Origin of the sequence: Pseudomonas sp. KK4 (assembly GCF_001984065.1) — a bacterium.
Taxonomy (GTDB): Bacteria; Pseudomonadota; Gammaproteobacteria; order Pseudomonadales; family Pseudomonadaceae; genus Aquipseudomonas.
In genome coordinates this window covers 13,022-29,200 of the sequence record NZ_LYVP01000067.1, presented here as the reverse complement: position 1 = coordinate 29,200, position 16,179 = coordinate 13,022, and the positions used below count along the sequence as shown (strand labels likewise).

Below are 16,179 nucleotides of genomic sequence, written 5' to 3'. Positions count from 1 at the left end.
ATGATGCCGACTGATACGGCGCTTTCGCGAGCAAGCCCGCTCCCACAGGGTGGATCAGCCGCGGTGACGACCGCGGAAGTAGTTGATCAAGCCTTGAGTGGACGGGTCTTCAGCCGCAGTTTCCTCGCTGCCGACCAAGCGGTTGTAGACGCCTTTGCCCAATTCCTTGCCCAACTCCACGCCCCACTGATCGAAGGCGTTGATGCCCCAGATTACGCTTTGCACGAAGACCTTGTGTTCGTACATCGCCACCAGCGCGCCAAGACGACGCGGGCTGATGCGCTCGACCACCAGGGTGTTGCTCGGACGGTTGCCCGGGATCACCTTGTGCGGCGCCAGCTTGTGCACCTCTTCTTCGCTCAGGCCTTTGTCGCGCAGTTCGGTCTCGGCTTCGGCGAGGGTCTTGCCGAGCATCAGCGCCTGGCTCTGCGACAGGCAGTTGGCGTACAGCCACTGGTGGTGGTCGGACACCGGGTTGAAGCTGACGATCGGCACGATGAAGTCGGCCGGGATCAGCTGGGTGCCCTGGTGCAGCAACTGGTGGTACGCATGCTGACCGTTGCAGCCTACGCCGCCCCAGATGACCGGGCCGGTGTCGGTGGACACGGCGGTACCGTCCTGGCGCACGCGCTTGCCGTTGGATTCCATGTCCAATTGCTGCAGGTGCTTGGTGATGTTACGCAGGTAGTGGTCGTACGGCAGGATCGCGTGGCTTTGCGCGCCCCAGAAATTGCCGTACCAGACGCCAAGCAGCGCCAGCAGCACCGGCATGTTCTGTTCGAACGGTGCGCTCTGGAAGTGCTGGTCCATGGTGTAGGCACCGGACAGCAGTTCCTTGAAGTTGGACATGCCGATGGCCAGGGCGATTGGCAGGCCGATGGCCGACCACAGCGAGTAACGGCCGCCGACCCAGTCCCACATCGGGAAAATGTTCTCTTCGCGGATGCCGAAGGCCACGGCCGCGGCGTTGTTGCTCGATACGGCGATGAAGTGACGGTACAGCTCCGCTTCCGAACCACCCTGGGCCAGGTACCAGGCACGGGCGGCCTGGGCGTTTTTCAGGGTTTCGAGGGTGTTGAAGGATTTCGACGACACGATGAACAGCGTGGTCTCGGCACGCAGCTTCATGGTCAGCTCGTGGAACTCACTGCCGTCGATGTTCGCCAGGTAGTGGCAGCGCACGCCTTTCTGGGCGTAGGACAGCAGCGCTTCGGATACCAGCTCCGGGCCGAGGAACGAGCCACCGATGCCGATGTTCACCACGTCGGTGATCGGCTTCTCGGTGTAACCGCGCCACAGGCCGTCGTGGATGCGGCCCACGAGGTCGGTGATCTGGTTCAGCACCTTGTGCACTTCGGGCATCACGTTGACGCCGTTGACCGACAGCTTGTCGCCGACCGGGCGGCGCAGGGCGGTGTGCAGGGCAGGGCGACCTTCGGAGGCATTGACGATCTCGCCGTCGAACAGCGCCTTGATGGCGCCCTTGAGGTCGACTTCGTTGGCCAGGCCCACCAGCAGGTTGCGGGTCTGGGCGTTGATCAGGTTTTTCGAATAGTCGAGAAACAGGCCGCAGCTGCTGAGGGTGAATTGGGTAAAGCGCTGCGGATCGGCATTGAAAGCCTCGCGCATGCTGAAATCCTGCATGGCTTGGCGGTGATCATTCAACGCTTGCCAGGCGGGCAGAGCGGTCACGTCATGAGGAGTGCGGTAGTACGCCATCGCTGCGGGTTTCCTTTTTACTTGAACGGCCTTTTGAACACTAAAAATCCCGGAGCGCTGCGGGTGGGCGTCCCGGTCAACTGCGTCGATGCGATTTCATGGCGCAGGGCGAATACAGTAAACCCCACGCAATGATCTGTCTTGACTTTGTCTGACCTGTTTCCGGTACTTTTTTAACATCAAGGTTAGGAATGGTCCGACAAACGGCGCAGCGACCGGAGCCGGATCAGGCGACCTGGACCGGAATCGCGTTGCTGGTGTGGCTCAGTTCGTTGCCCGGCGCCATGTAGAGCATGCGTGGCTTGAAGTTGAGCAACTCGGCTTCGCCGTAGTGAGCGTAGGCGCAAATGATCACGCGATCGCCGACCTTGGCCTTGTGCGCGGCGGCGCCATTGACCGAGATCATGCGCGAACCTTCCTCGCCGCGAATGGCGTAGGTGGTGAAGCGCTCGCCGTTGTCGACGTTGTAGATCTGGATCTGTTCGTACTCACGGATGCCGGACAAGTCCAGCCATTCGCCGTCGATGGCGCAGGAACCTTCGTAATCGAGTACAGCGTGGGTGACTTCGGCGCGATGCAGCTTGGCTTTGAGCATGATGGCGTGCATGAGTGTTTCCCGGGTCGGAATCGAACGGTGGTTTCAGGGGGGGCATACGCGAACCCTGCAGGAGCCGAGGTGTCAGGCGTCGAGGTTCAGGTGCAGGTTGTCGATCAACCGCGTGGTGCCCAGGAACGCCGCGACCAGAATCACCAGGTCCCGATCCTCGGCCGTCGCCGGGCGCAAGGTCAGGGCATGGCGGATTTCCAGGTAGTCGGGACGCAGACCCGCGGCTTCGAGCAGCTGGATCTGAGCATTGATCAATGCAGGGAAATCCCGCTCGCCCTGTTTGATCGCCTCGGCGATCTGGCTCAGCGTGCGATACACCGCCGGGGCGGTGGCGCGCTGTTCTTCGCTGAGGAAACCGTTGCGTGACGACAACGCCAGGCCATCGGCGGCGCGGACGGTTGGTTCGCCGATGATCTGGATCGGCATGTTCAGGTCGTGGACCAGGGCACGGATGACCGCCAGTTGCTGGAAGTCTTTCTGGCCGAAAATCGCCAGGTCCGGCTGGACCATGTTGAACAGCTTGCTGACCACGGTGGCTACGCCTTCGAAGTGCCCCGGACGGCTGGCGCCGCACAGCCCTTCGGACAGTTGCGGAACGCTGACGCGGGTCTGGCCGGCCATGCCGTCGGGGTACATCTCTTCAACGGTCGGTGCGAACAGCAGGTCGCAACCGGCCTCCAGCAGTTTTTCCTGGTCCGCCGCGAGGGTACGCGGGTATTTGTCGAGGTCTTCGCCAGCGCCGAATTGCAGCGGGTTGACGAAAATGCTCGCCACCACGAAGTCCACCCGTTGGGTGGCCTTGGTGATCAGCGCGATATGCCCGCTGTGCAGGTTGCCCATGGTCGGCACGAAGCCGATGCGCTTGCCTTCGCTACGGGCGCGGGCCACGGCGGCCCGCAGTTCGCGTACGGTTTTGACGGTGTTCATGCAGAGAATCCGTGTTCGATGCCAGGGAAGGTCGCCGCTTTGACCTCGGTGACGTAAGCGCTCAGGGCGCCGTGGATGCTTTCCTGGCCAGCCATGAAGTTCTTGACGAATTTGGGGACGCGGCCGGTGATGGACAGGCCCAGCATGTCGTGCAAGACCAGCACCTGGCCGTCGGTGCGATGGCCGGCGCCGATGCCGATCACCGGAATCTTCACGGCCTGGGTGATCTCTTCGGCCAGCTCGCTCGGCACGCATTCGAGCAGCAGCATCGCCGCGCCGGCCTGCTCCAGGGAAATCGCATCGGCGCGCATTTGCCGCGCCTGGTTTTCGTTGCGGCCCTGGACCTTGTAACCGCCTAGGATGTTCACCGATTGCGGCGTCAGGCCCATGTGCGCGCACACCGGAATGCCCCGCTCGGCCAGCAGGCGAATCGAGTCCGCCAGCCACAGTGCGCCCTCGACCTTGACCATATGCGCACCAGCCTGCATCAACAGCGCGCTGTTGGCCATGGCTTGTTCGGTGGTGGCGTAGGCCATGAAGGGCAGGTCGGCCAGGATCAGCGCATCGGTGTTACCGCGTTTGACCGCGGCAACGTGATAGGCCATCTCAGCGGTGGTGACCGGCAGGGTGCTGTCGTGACCCTGCAAAACCATGCCGAGGGAGTCGCCCACCAGCAGCACTTCGACGCCAGCCTGGTTGCAGGCGTGGGCGAAGGTCGCGTCATAGCAGGTCAGCATGGTGATTTTTTCACCTTTCTGCTTGAGGCTCTGGAGCGTGGTCAGGGTGATGGCTGGCATGTCAAAAAATCCTCGTTCAGGCGCTATGGAAACTACTGCGAGTAACGCGCGTGATTCGTCATCTACTCAGGCGCACGGTCTTTTGTCGTGCTTATAAGGCCTGGATTGCGCCCTTAATGTGCCGGGTTGGCGGCAGCGGGACGCCTATAGTCGTGAGGAGAACCCGGGAAGTCAATTGGGTGTGTTACCGCATTGTTACGTGGGGGGTGTTACCGAAGGGGACTGATGCGTTTCAGCAGATTCTGTAGGAAGAATGCCGAATGGATGTGGGAGCGGGCTTGCTCGCCAAGGCGGTGTGTCAGTTGATTTTGATGTCGACTGACACAGCGCCTTCGCGAGCAAGCCCGCTCCCACAGGGTTTTGTGTCAATTTGTAGTCAGGCGTTCCAGGCCGACGAATGGACAGGCTTCGAGCAGTTCGGCCAGGGTGCGGCCATCGGCCAGGCGCAGGTCGGCAGGCGCCAGTTCGGCCAGTGGATACAGGACAAAGGCCCGCTCTTGCATATGGTAGTGCGGCACTTTCAGCCGCGGCTGATCGATCAGCCGATCGCCGAACAGCAGGATATCCAGGTCCAGCGTACGCGGCCCCCAGCGCTCGAGACGCTCCCGGCCCTGCTCGTTCTCGATGGCTTGCAGCGCATCGAGCAGGTCCAGGGGGGCGAGGGTGGTATCGAGGGCGGCGACCGCGTTGGTGTAACGCGGTTGGCCGGGGAGCAGGGAGTCGCTTTGATAGAAGGCGGAAACCCCGACCCATTCCGATTGCGGCAACCGGGCCAGGGCGGCGACGGCGCTGCGCAGTTGTTCGGCAGGGGCTGCGAGGTTGCTGCCCATGCCGATGTAGACACGTTCCATGGATTACTCGCCCGCGCTACCCGATACGCCCGCGGTACGCTTGCGCTTGGAGCCGCCGCTACGGCGCCGTTTGCGCGGTGCGCCGGTGCCTTCATCCTTGCCGCTGAGGTCGCGGATCATGTCGCGACGTTCACTTTCGTTGGCATCCTGGTAGTCAGTCCACCATTCGCCCAGGCCATCGGTCTGTTCGCCGGCGCTTTCACGCAACAGCAGGAAGTCGTAACCGGCGCGGAAACGTGGGTTGTCCAGCAACAGGTCGGCACGCTTGCCACTGCGGCGCGGCAGGCGTTCCTGCATGTCCCAGATCTCGCGGATCGGCATGGTGAAACGCTTTGGAATGGCGATCCTCTGACACTGCTCGGCAATCAGCTCGTGCGCCGCTTCCTGCATCGCCGGAATCGGCGGCATGCCGCGTTCCTGCAGGCGCAACACGCGCGCTGGCAGGGCTGGCCACAGCAGGGCGGCAAACAGGAACGCCGGGGTCACCGGTTTGTTCTGCTTGATGCGCAGGTCGGTGTTGATCAGTGCTTCGCTGATCAGGGTGTGGGTATAGGTCGGGTTGTATTCGAGCGCCTCGGCACTGGCCGGGAACAGTGGATCGAACAGTTGCAGGTCGACCAGCATCTCGAAGGTGTCGGCGGCGTGGCCGGACAGGAACAGCTTGAGCACTTCTTCGAACAGGCGGGCCGCCGGAATCTCGCGCAGCATCGGCGCCAGGTCGCGGATCGGCAGGGCGCTGTGTTTTTCGATGCCGAAGTTCAGCTTGGCGGCGAACCGCACGGCCCGCAGCATCCGCACCGGGTCTTCCTGGTAGCGTTGCTTGGGGTCGCCGATCAGGCGGATCAGGTGGTTGCGAATGTCGTGCACGCCGTTGGCGTAGTCGAGGATGCGCTCGCTGACCGGATCGTAATAAAGGGCGTTGATGGTGAAGTCGCGACGTTGCGCGTCTTCCTCAAGGGTGCCGTAGACGTTGTCGCGCAGGATGCGCCCGCTCTCGTTGCGGGAAGACTGGTTGCTGTCTTCCTCTTCGTCGTTTTGCGGGTGGTTGGCGCGGAAGGTCGCGACTTCGATGATTTCGCGGCCGAAGTGAATGTGCACCAGCTTGAAGCGGCGGCCGATGATGCGCGCATTGCGGAATTCGGCACGGACTTGTTCGGGGGTGGCACTGGTGGCGACGTCAAAGTCTTTGGGCGTGATGCCCAGCAGCATGTCGCGCACGCAACCGCCAACCAGATAGGCCTGGTAACCGGCGCCCTGCAGGCGTTCGACGATGTTGACCGCATAACGGCTGAATTGCGCCTTTTGCAGCGAATGTTGGCCGCTGTTGAGCACTTCAGGCGTGCTGCGGATGTGTTGCGTACGACGCAGGGGAGTACGGAATGACTGGAACAGCTTCTTCAGCATGGGATGCACTGTTTGAAGGAATGTTCGGCCAAAACGAAGAATGACCGCATGATGGGCGGGGATTCTAGCATTTAGTCGGGGGATGGTGTAGGACGCAGCAAATATGAGCTGTAGGAGCGAGCTTGCTCGCGATGGTCGTGAACGATAACGCGTAAAGCCGGAGTTCCCGCGGCGCCCTCAGGTTGTTCGCGAGCGAGCTCGCTCCTGCATGAGGCGGGGGGTAAACGCCAGAAACTACAAGGGGAGCCGAAGCTCCCCAAGAAGTAGTTGCATGCTCTATTTTTGTTATTGGTTTCGGGCTTCTTGTTTTTGTTGAGTGCCCTCGCCATGAAGCTTCCTTCATGACCCTCCCAATCGGGAGCCAAGAGCAAACGGATTGCTTTGGTCGCTGAATTGCAGTGATCTCTCGATCCAACCAGTACAGGCTCTGTCTTAGGACAGTTTTTGTTGTTCTCGGCCTGGTCGTGGGGCAAGCCCCAAATACAACGCCTCTCCAAAAGAATCAGTTAGCTGCGCCTCTCGCCGTCTTGTTTTTATTGTGCGTGAGTCGATTCGTCTTATTTTTATTGTCTTGTGCATTGCTTGTTATTGTTCTTGTACCAAACATATAGCAGGGTGCGTGCCAACTTTTGCGAGGCCCAGTAAAACAAGGGGTTGGGCCGATCTGGTCACTGTGTTGAGGCGAAAAAAAGCCGGGGTTTCGTTACCGTAAACCCCGGCTTCTGTTACGTGATAAATCTGAGGTAACAGTTTTTTCACAAAGTCATGTGTTACCCGCACATCGGACAGCTGAGGTTCAGCTCTCGCTGGCCACCCCGGTCTTGCGCCGAGGGATACCCAGGCGTTGGCGGCGTTCCCACAGGCACTTGCGGCTGACGCCGAGCTTGCGGGCCAGTTCGGTCTCGGTCATATGGTCCTGGTGCTCGAGGACGAAGTGCTGGAAATAGTCTTCCAGGGACAGGTCTTCGGTCGGTTCATGATTATTGTTGCCGGCGCTGTTGCCCTGTTGCGGCGCCAGGCCGATGAACTCGTCGTCTTCCAGGTCACCCAGTTCGATGTCGATGCCCAGCAGCTCGGCGGAAATCTCCGGGCTCTCGCACAGGATCACCGCACGCTCGACGGCGTTTTCCAGCTCACGCACGTTGCCTGGCCATGAGTAATGGCGGATGGCTTGTTCAGCGTCGGGGGCGAACTTGAGGTCGGTACGGTTGATCCGTGCACTCTGACGCGCCAGGAAGGCATTGGCGATTTCATTGACGTCGGCACCGCGTTCGCGCAGGGCCGGCAGCTTGAGGGCGATCACGTGGAGGCGGTAGTACAAGTCTTCACGGAACTGGCCAATCTTGGCCAGGCTCTTGAGGTCGCGGTGCGTCGCGGCGATCAGGCGCACATCGACCTTCTGCGACTGCACCGAGCCCACCCGGCGAATTTCGCCTTCCTGCAACACTCGCAACAAGCGTGCCTGGGCTTCGAGCGGCAATTCGCCGATTTCGTCGAGGAACAGGGTGCCGCCGTCCGCCGCTTCCACCAGACCGGCGCGACCGGCGCTGGCACCGGTGAACGCACCTTTTTCGTGGCCGAACAGTTCGGATTCGATCAGGCTTTCCGGAATGGCCGCGCAGTTCACCGAAATCATCGGTGCCTTGGCCCGTTTCGACAGGTTGTGCAGGGCACGCGCCACCAGCTCTTTACCGGTGCCGGACTCACCCTGGATCAGGACATTGGAATCGGTCGGTGCGACTTTGCGGATCTTGCCGTACAAGTCCTGCATCGGTGGGCACGAGCCGATGATGCCGATCTCGCCGTTGCTGTTGTCGACGCCCGGTTTCGCCGCGCCATTGGCGACTTTGCCGGCGGCCGGTTCGCTGGCCTGAGCCGTTTGGCGATCGCGCAGGATGCGGGCGACGGCCTGGAGCATTTCATCGTGGTCGAAAGGCTTGGCGATGTAGTCCACCGCGCCCATCTTCATCGAGTCCACCGCCGAGCGCAGGCTGGCGTAGCTGGTCATGATCAGCACAGGGGTGCCCTGGCCGAGTTTGATCAGCTCGGTGCCCGGCGCGCCCGGCAGGCGCAGGTCACTGACGATCAGGTCGAACGTGGGAATGGTGAAGCGTTCTTGTGCTTCCTGCACTGAACCGGCTTCGCTGACCTGGTACTGGTTGCGTTCCAGCAGGCGGCGCAAGGCGGAGCGGATAATGGTTTCGTCTTCGACGATCAAAATGTGCGGCATTGATTCGATACTCTCGACGGTCTCAGTTCACAGCGGACGTCGCTTCGACATGACGCGGTAATGTCACCCGGATACGGGTGCCGCGTTGGCTCTGAACATCAGCCGGGCTGTCGATGGTGATTTGTCCATAATGCTCTTCAACGATGGAATAGACCAGTGCAAGGCCCAGACCGGTGCCTTCGCCAGGGTCCTTGGTGGTAAAGAACGGCTCGAACAATCGGTCCATGATGTTCTTCGGAATCCCGCTGCCTTCGTCCTCCACGATCAGGTCGACCGTGTGTTCGCCGGCTTCGCTCTTGACCCGCACCGCGCTGCCCGCAGGCGAGGCGTCACGGGCGTTGGAGAGCAGATTGATCAGCACCTGGGCGAGCCGTTGCGGATCGCCTTCGACCCAATGGTCCGGGTCGCACAGGTTATAGAATTGCACTTCGAAATTGCGTCGGTTCAGGGCCAGCAGGCCGATGGCATCCTGAGCGACCTCCGCCAGACAAACGGGCTCGTCGCTGTGCTGATGGCTGCCGGCATGGGCGAAGCTCATCAGCGACTGAACGATGCGCGAAACACGCTTGGTCTGTTCCAGGATCTGCCCGCTGATTTCCTTGAGTTCGCCGTCCTCTTCGCGCTCTTCGCGCAGATTTTGCGCCAGGCAGGCGATACCGGTGATCGGGTTGCCGATTTCATGGGCAACGCCCGCGGCGAGGCGGCCGATGCTGGCCAGTCGCTCGGAGTGCACCAGTTTGTCTTCGAGCATCTGGGTTTCGGTCAGGTCTTCGACCAGCAGCACCAAGCCACTGTTACCGGGCGCGAGCGGCTCGTCGATCGCTGCTTTGTGCAGGTTCAGCCAGCGGGTCTGGCCGTCGAGGGCCAGGTGCTGTTTGTGCAAATGTTCGTCCGGGACATTGATGAAGCCTTGCAGCAGCGCCTTCCACGGATCGGCAATGGTGCTCAGGCGCGAACCGACCACGCGCTGGGCGGCGATCCCGGTCAGCTCCTCCATGGCCTTGTTCCACATGAGGATTTCCTGATCCTTGGCCAGCGAGCACACGCCCATCGGCAATTCCTGCAGGGTCTGGCGGTGGTAGCGGCGCAGGGCATCGAGTTCGGCGGCCAGGCCGGTCAAGCGCGAGTGGTAGTCCTCGAGACGACTTTCGATGAAGTGGATGTCCTCGGTGACATAGTTTTCGCCGCCGGCCTTGTACGGCAGAAAGGTCTCGACCATGTCCTGGGCGACGCTCGGGCCCATCAGTCCGGAAAGGTTGGCTTCGATACGGTCACGCAAGCGGCGCAGGGCATAGGGGCGCCGTTCGTCGAAGGGCAGATAGAGGTCGCGCAGGGCCTGTTCGACTTCCTTTTGTGCGGCCTTGGCGCCCAATGGCTTGGCAAGCTGCGTGGCGAATTCCTGGGGCGAGGCGGCATGCAGTTCGCGCCGTTGCGGGCGGCGCACGTTGTCCACGGCGCAGGCTTCGGCGGCGCTGGCTTCTTCGGTGCTGGCGTTGGTGAACAGCGAGATGAGCGTGAACATCAACACGTTGGCGGCCAGCGAGGCGATCGCCGCCATGTGCCAACTGGTGTCGTCCAGCACGTAAATCATGTTCAGCAGCGGGATATAGAAGCCCTGCAGATTGCCGACCAGCGGTAGCAGCATGGTCACCAGCCACACCAGAATCCCCGCCAGCAGACCGGCGATGAAGCCACGGCGGTTGGCGGTCGGCCAGTACAGGACCGAGAGCACCCCTGGCAGGAACTGCAGAGTGGCAACAAAGGCGACGATGCCCAGGTTGGCCAGATCCTGCTCGGCGCCCAGCAACAGATAGAAGCCGTAACCGGCCATGATGATCGCAACGATCAGCGCCCGGCGTGTCCATTTCAGCCAGCGATAGATGTTGCCTTCGGCCGGTGGTTGATACAGCGGCAGTACCAGGTGGTTGAGGGCCATGCCTGACAGCGCGAGGGTGGTGACGATGATCAACCCACTGGCGGCGGACAACCCACCGACATACGCCAGCAACGCCAGGGCCTTGCTATTGGCGGCGATGCCGATGCCCAGCGTGAAGTATTCAGGATTGGTGGTGGCGCCCAGTTTCAACCCCGCCCAGAGGATCAGCGGCACCGCCAGGCTCATCAACAACAGGAATAGCGGCAAACCCCAACTGGCGCTGACAAGCGAGCGCGGGTTGAGGTTTTCGGTAAAGGTCATGTGGTACATGTGCGGCATCACGATCGCCGAGGCGAAAAACACCAGCAGCAGCGTGCGCCACGGGCCTTCCTGCAAAGGCGTGTGCAGGGCGGCGAGGGCGGTCTGGTTTTGCAGCAGCCACAGTTCCAGCTGTTGCGGGCCGTCGAACACGCCGTACAGGGCGTACAGGCCGACGCCGCCAAGGGCAATCAGCTTGATCACCGATTCGAAGGCGATCGCGAACACCAGGCCTTCATGCTTTTCGCGGGTGGCGATGTGCCGGGAGCCGAAGAAAATCGTGAACAGGGTAATCAGCGCGCAGAAGCTCAGGGCCACGCGATGCTGCACCGGCTCGCGGGTCAGGATGCCGATGGAGTCGGCCACCGCCTGAATCTGCAACGCCAGCAGCGGCAATACGCCGATCAGCATGAAAATCGTGGTCAGCGCGCCGGCCCAGGTACTGCGGAAGCGGAACGCGAACAGGTCCGCCAGGGACGACAGCTGATAGGTTCGGGTGATCTTGAGGATCGGGTACAGCAGCACCGGCGCCAGCAGGAATGCCCCGGACACCCCCAGGTAACTGGACAGGAAGCCATAGCCGTACTGATAGGCCAGTCCCACCGTGCCATAAAACGCCCAGGCGCTGGCGTAGACCCCCAGCGACAGGGTGTAGGTCAGCGGGTGGCGAATGATCGCCCGGGGGATCATGCCCCGTTCACTGATCCAGGCCACGCCGAACAGCACCGCCAGGTAGGCGGCGCTGATCAGGATCATCTGGGTCAGGCTAAAGCTCATCGGCATCTTTTTGGCTCTGCAGGATGAAGGTCACGACGATCAGGATCAGCCAGAGCAGATAAGGGCGATACCAGGCGCCCGTGGCGTCGATCCACCAATCCATGATGGCCGGGGAAAACAGATAAATCCCCACTACCAGGAGCAGGACCAAGCGATAGATGTACATCCCGGCCTCTCTTGCTTAAGCGCGTGCCCGAAAACGAGCGGCGATGGTAACGGATGGGTGGGCCACTGCAAGCACGTTCACTGTAGCTGCGCCTCGGGCAGGCTCAATGTGCGCGGGATCAGGCTGGCATTCCAGTGGGCAATGCCCCAGTTCAGCACGTCCCTTGGCGTGGCGCCTGCCAGCTCGGCGCCGGGCGTCTGGCCCAGGGCCCGCAGGGCTCGCAGCAATAAAGGTGTGGCCTGGTCTTCGGTCAATGGCGGCGAGCGGTAGGATTTGCCGAGTTTGTTGCCATCGGGCTGGGTAATCAGCGGGATGTGCAGGTAACGCGGCTGGCGCAAGCCAAGCAGTTCCTGCAAGTAGAGCTGGCGTGGCGTTGAGTCGAGCAGGTCGGCGCCGCGCACGATGTCGGTGATGCCTTGCCAGGCATCGTCCAGTACCACCGCCAGTTGATAAGCGTACAGACCGTCGCGGCGGCGAATCACGAAGTCGCCGACATCCCGGCCCAGATGCTGATGGAACTCGCCTTGCACGCGGTCAATGAAATGGTAATCCAGCTCGGGAACGCGCACCCGGATCGCGGCATCTTCGGTGCCGTGACCGGCATTGCGGCACAGCCCCGGATAGATGCCGTTGTAGGGCTCCAGTTGCTTGCGCGAGCAGGTGCAGGCGTAGGCCAGGCCATGATTGAACAGTCGATTGAGCACTTCGGCGTAGGCCTCATGCCGGTCACTCTGGCGGACCATCTCCCCATCCCACTCGAAACCATAGCTTTCCAGCGCCTTGAGAATCGCCGCCTGAGCCCCGGGTTCTTCGCGGGGCGGGTCGAGGTCTTCCATGCGCATCAGCCAGCGTCCGCCGACCGAACGCGCGTCGAGGTAAGACGCCAGCGCGGCGACCAGCGAGCCGAAATGCAGGTGACCACTGGGCGTGGGGGCGAAGCGTCCGATGTAGGTGGAGGGTTTCATACGGGAGGTATCATCTTTCCAGGCTGGCGCCAGACCTGTGGGAGCGGGCTTGCTCGCGAATGCGATCTGATATTCGCAATAGAGGTGCCTGCCCCATCGTATTCGCGAGCAAGCCGGCTCCCACTGAGTTTCTTGCCGAGACAAATTTCAGAAACAAAAACGGAGCGTTCGCACGCTCCGTTTTTCAATCAAGTCGCAATCACTTGCCGACCTGTTTTTCCTTGATTTCCGCCAAGGTCTTGCAATCGACGCACATGTCGGCGGTAGGGCGGGCTTCCAGGCGCTTGACGCCAATCTCGACGCCGCAGGATTCGCACCAGCCGTACTCTTCGTCTTCGATCAATTGCAGCGTCTTGTCGATCTTCTTGATCAACTTGCGCTCGCGATCGCGGGCACGCAGTTCGAGGGCGAATTCTTCTTCCTGGCTGGCACGGTCTGCCGGATCGGGGAAGTTCGCAGCTTCGTCCTTCATGTGATCAACCGTGCGGTCGACTTCCTGCATCAGGTCCTGTTTCCACTTGTTCAGGACCTTGGTGAAGTGCGCGCGCATGGGCTTGCCCATGTATTCCTCGCCCGGAACTTCTTTATACGGTTCGAAGCCGCTGATCGTCGGGACTGGCTGTTGCTTTGCTTGGGTGGACATGAAATAGACCGCCTCTACTCTTGTAATCCATCTGCGCAGGATTGCTCCATCACCGGCACCCGCCGGCCCTGCGGCTGCAAGCGGGCGAACTTACCAGATCAAATCGGACCGCGCTACTCCCGGATGTCGAGGTGGCGGCCGGCGGCGCTTGCGAATGCTGGCAAAGCGCCGTCTGGTGGGTCTGGAGCCCTGATCAATTATTGATTTTAGTCAAACCGTGGGCGCTCGCCTGAGTCGTTTCGGGTCTGGGTTATACGGCTCTGACCGCTTTAGGTTCTCGCTCGTTCCTGCGCTTGGGTAGAATCGGTTCTTTTCTTCGTTGAAGGAAGGCCAATGGCTCAGTCCTACAGTGCCCGCAGTCGCGCGATCGAACCTTTCCATGTGATGGCGTTGCTCGCGCGGGCCAATGAATTACAGGCCGCCGGGCATGATGTGATCCACCTGGAAATCGGCGAGCCGGATTTCACCACCGCCGAGCCGATCATCCGCGCCGGCCAGGCAGCGTTGGAGTCGGGCAAGACCCGTTACACCGCCGCCCGTGGCATTCCGGAACTGCGCGAGGCCATTTCGGGCTTTTACCAGCAGCGTTATGGCCTGAACATCGACCCACGGCGCATCCTCATTACGCCTGGGGGCTCAGGCGCGCTGCTGCTGGCCAGCGCTTTGCTGGTGGATCCGGGCAAGCATTGGCTGCTGGCGGACCCGGGTTACCCCTGCAACCGGCATTTCCTGCGCCTGGTGGAAGGCGCTGCGCAGCTTGTACCAGTCGGGCCGGACGTGCGTTATCAATTGACCCCGGACCTGATCCAGCGCCATTGGGACCATGACAGCGTCGGTGCGCTGGTGGCTTCGCCGGCCAACCCTACCGGGACGATCCTCACCCGCGATGAATTGGCGGGACTGTCGACTGCGATCAAGCAGCGTCACGGTCATCTGGTGGTGGATGAGATCTACCATGGCCTGACCTACGGCACCGACGCGGCCAGCGTGCTGGAAGTCGACGACAGTGCCTTTGTCCTTAACAGTTTTTCCAAATACTTCGGGATGACCGGCTGGCGACTCGGTTGGCTGGTGGCGCCCGATGCGGCGGTCGGGGAGCTGGAAAAACTGGCGCAGAACCTCTACATCAGCGCGCCCAGCATGGCTCAGCACGCGGCGCTGGCCTGCTTCGAGCCGGCAACCATCGCCATTCTCGAAGAGCGCCGTGCCCAATTCGGTCGTCGACGGGACTACCTGTTGCCTGCCTTGCGAGCGCTGGGCTTCGGCATTGCGGTGGAGCCTGAAGGGGCGTTCTATTTGTATGCCGATATCAGCAAGTTCGGCGGTGATGCCTTCTCATTCTGTCGACATTTCCTTGAAACCGAGCATGTGGCGTTTACACCGGGTCTCGACTTCGGCCGTTATCAGGCGGGCCACCACGTTCGATTCGCCTATACGCAAAACCTGGAGCGCTTGCAGCAAGCAGTCGAACGCATCGCTCGCGGGCTCAAGAGCTGGCAAGCCTGATGCGTTTTGATCCTCCACTCGAAGAAGGTCGTCTGATTCGCCGTTACAAGCGTTTTCTCGCCGATATCGAAACCGTTGGCGGCGAGTTGCTCACCATTCACTGCCCGAACACCGGCTCGATGCTCAATTGTCAGGTCGAGGGCGGGCAGGTCTGGTTCAGTCGCTCCAATGACCCCAAGCGCAAGTTGCCCGGCACCTGGGAAATCGGCGAAACCCCGCATGGCCGGCACTTTTGCGTGAATACCGGGCGTGCCAACGCCTTGATCGAAGAGGCGTTGAAAGCAGGCGTCATCACCGAACTCAACGGGTTCACCGATCTCAGGCGCGAGGTCGCTTACGGTCAGGAGAAGAGTCGGATCGATTTTCGACTCGGGTACCCCGACGGACCGGCTTATGTGGAAGTCAAAAGCGTTACGCTGGGTTTCGACGGGGTCGCGATTGCCGCGTTTCCCGACGCCGTCACCCAGCGTGGCGCCAAGCACCTTCGTGAGCTGGCTCATCTGGCTCGGGACGGAATCCGGGCAGTGCAGCTGTATTGTGTGAATCTGACCGGAATCGAAGCGGTGCGTGCGGCCGAAGAGATCGATCCGGTTTACGCGGCGGCGTTGCGCGAGGCCGTGGCCTGTGGCGTTGAGGTGCTGGCCTACGGTGTGCGCCTGACCCACGAGGAGATGGTGGTGGATCGGCGTCTGGAGGTCCTGCTCGGTGGTTAAGGGCTGACCCAGATCCCCTGCGCATCCTCTCGGCAATCGACGCCGGTCAACGATTGCCCCGCGCAGGGCCCGGCGACGCATTCGCCATCCTCGATCAGAAACAGGGCGCCGTGGGTGGCGCACTGGATCAGGCTGTTGCTGGGGTCCAGAAACTGATTCGGCGTCCATTCCAGCCCCACGCCCCGGTGCGGGCAGCGATTGATGTAGACATACACCTGGCCGCCCCGGCGCACGGCGAACAGCTTTTGTCCGTCGATGTCGAATCCACGGCTGCTGGCTTCAGCCAGTTCAGAGCCCTTACACAGAAAATTCATGCCTATCCTCGGGGCGTGCGGTCAGGTCCGAATCATTGGCGCTTGACCTTCAAATGCTACCAAGTGCACAGGATACGTGTTCACGTCGGTGATTGGCTGCTGCGCTTTTCCACGGGCAAAAAAAGACCCGGCAAGAGCCGGGTCAAATAACCGTGATTAGCCTGATGAGGAGATAATCTGAGAGTCCGAACCAAGGGCTTTTCAGAAAATCGACCAGTCTCGCGACCAGTTGTGATAATCATATCGATTCTCATTACCAAGTCAACAGCTGATTTCCGATTTGCTATCTCCTTGTCGCGCGTCCCTTTCAAGTCATTGAAATCGTTGAATAGGCAACTGTCGTTTTCAGTGAATTTTCAGCAGGTT

General features: G+C 61.2%; 14 protein-coding genes. 2 read left to right on the top strand and 12 right to left on the bottom strand.

The genetic code is table 11. The features are described from left to right. Positions 1 to 54 precede the first annotated feature (54 nt). The 11 genes from pgi to dksA all read right to left on the bottom strand — a co-directional run bounded on the left by pgi (position 55) and on the right by dksA (position 13,280). Entirely contained in the window at positions 55 to 1,719 is a 1,665-nt protein-coding gene (gene pgi, locus B0W55_RS20195; RefSeq protein WP_077047682.1) for a glucose-6-phosphate isomerase, read from the bottom strand. Positions 1,720 to 1,945: 226 nt separating this feature from the next. Further along, positions 1,946 to 2,326, bottom strand: a complete 381-nt coding sequence (gene panD / locus B0W55_RS20190) for an aspartate 1-decarboxylase (protein ID WP_077047681.1) — start codon at positions 2,324 to 2,326, stop codon at positions 1,946 to 1,948. A 72-nt stretch (positions 2,327 to 2,398) separates the two neighbouring features. After that, positions 2,399 to 3,253 carry a pantoate--beta-alanine ligase gene (panC, locus tag B0W55_RS20185; RefSeq protein WP_077047680.1) on the bottom strand — a complete coding sequence of 285 codons (855 nt, stop codon included), beginning with the start codon at positions 3,251 to 3,253 and terminating at the stop codon, positions 2,399 to 2,401. Then, positions 3,250 to 4,050 (bottom strand): 3-methyl-2-oxobutanoate hydroxymethyltransferase, encoded by an 801-nt coding sequence (gene panB / locus B0W55_RS20180; protein ID WP_077047679.1) that lies wholly within the window; start codon positions 4,048 to 4,050, stop codon positions 3,250 to 3,252. The genes panC and panB overlap by 4 nt, the downstream gene beginning before the upstream one ends. A gap of 365 nt (positions 4,051 to 4,415) precedes the next feature. Next, the gene (gene folK, locus B0W55_RS20175; protein ID WP_077047678.1) at positions 4,416 to 4,901 is read right to left on the bottom strand and encodes a 2-amino-4-hydroxy-6-hydroxymethyldihydropteridine diphosphokinase; all 486 of its coding nucleotides are present in this window, start codon (positions 4,899 to 4,901) and stop codon (positions 4,416 to 4,418) included. A 3-nt stretch (positions 4,902 to 4,904) separates the two neighbouring features. Then, entirely contained in the window at positions 4,905 to 6,305 is a 1,401-nt protein-coding gene (locus B0W55_RS20170; RefSeq protein WP_077047677.1) for a polynucleotide adenylyltransferase PcnB, read from the bottom strand. 796 nt (positions 6,306 to 7,101) lie between these two features. Next, the gene (locus B0W55_RS20160) at positions 7,102 to 8,535 is read right to left on the bottom strand and encodes a sigma-54 dependent transcriptional regulator (RefSeq protein WP_077047675.1); all 1,434 of its coding nucleotides are present in this window, start codon (positions 8,533 to 8,535) and stop codon (positions 7,102 to 7,104) included. A 22-nt stretch (positions 8,536 to 8,557) separates the two neighbouring features. Continuing rightward, a complete protein-coding gene (locus B0W55_RS20155; protein ID WP_175645529.1) occupies positions 8,558 to 11,512 on the bottom strand; it encodes a sensor histidine kinase in 2,955 nt (984 codons plus the stop codon). Further along, complete coding sequence (locus B0W55_RS30225) at positions 11,496 to 11,672, bottom strand: hypothetical protein (RefSeq protein WP_003176118.1); 177 nt, start codon at positions 11,670 to 11,672, stop codon at positions 11,496 to 11,498. Before B0W55_RS30225 ends, B0W55_RS20155 begins: the two co-directional genes overlap by 17 nt. Positions 11,673 to 11,749: 77 nt before the next feature. Further along, positions 11,750 to 12,637 carry a tRNA glutamyl-Q(34) synthetase GluQRS gene (gene gluQRS, locus B0W55_RS20150; RefSeq protein ID WP_077047673.1) on the bottom strand — a complete coding sequence of 296 codons (888 nt, stop codon included), beginning with the start codon at positions 12,635 to 12,637 and terminating at the stop codon, positions 11,750 to 11,752. A 199-nt stretch (positions 12,638 to 12,836) separates the two neighbouring features. Further along, complete coding sequence (gene dksA / locus B0W55_RS20145; RefSeq protein ID WP_077047672.1) at positions 12,837 to 13,280, bottom strand: RNA polymerase-binding protein DksA; 444 nt, start codon at positions 13,278 to 13,280, stop codon at positions 12,837 to 12,839. Positions 13,281 to 13,613: 333 nt separating this feature from the next. Between dksA and B0W55_RS20140 the strand changes: the two genes are divergently transcribed. Together B0W55_RS20140 and sfsA are read left to right on the top strand one after the other, a co-directional pair. After that, positions 13,614 to 14,786, top strand: coding sequence for a pyridoxal phosphate-dependent aminotransferase (locus tag B0W55_RS20140; RefSeq protein WP_077047671.1), 1,173 nt, complete (start codon positions 13,614 to 13,616; stop codon positions 14,784 to 14,786). Beyond that, entirely contained in the window at positions 14,786 to 15,499 is a 714-nt protein-coding gene (gene sfsA / locus B0W55_RS20135; RefSeq protein ID WP_077047670.1) for a DNA/RNA nuclease SfsA, read from the top strand. The genes B0W55_RS20140 and sfsA overlap by 1 nt, the downstream gene beginning before the upstream one ends. On the opposite strand, the gene B0W55_RS20130 is transcribed toward sfsA, so the two are convergent. Further along, positions 15,496 to 15,813 carry a Rieske (2Fe-2S) protein gene (locus B0W55_RS20130; protein ID WP_077047669.1) on the bottom strand — a complete coding sequence of 106 codons (318 nt, stop codon included), beginning with the start codon at positions 15,811 to 15,813 and terminating at the stop codon, positions 15,496 to 15,498. The genes sfsA and B0W55_RS20130 overlap by 4 nt on opposite strands. Positions 15,814 to 16,179: the final 366 nt, after the last annotated feature.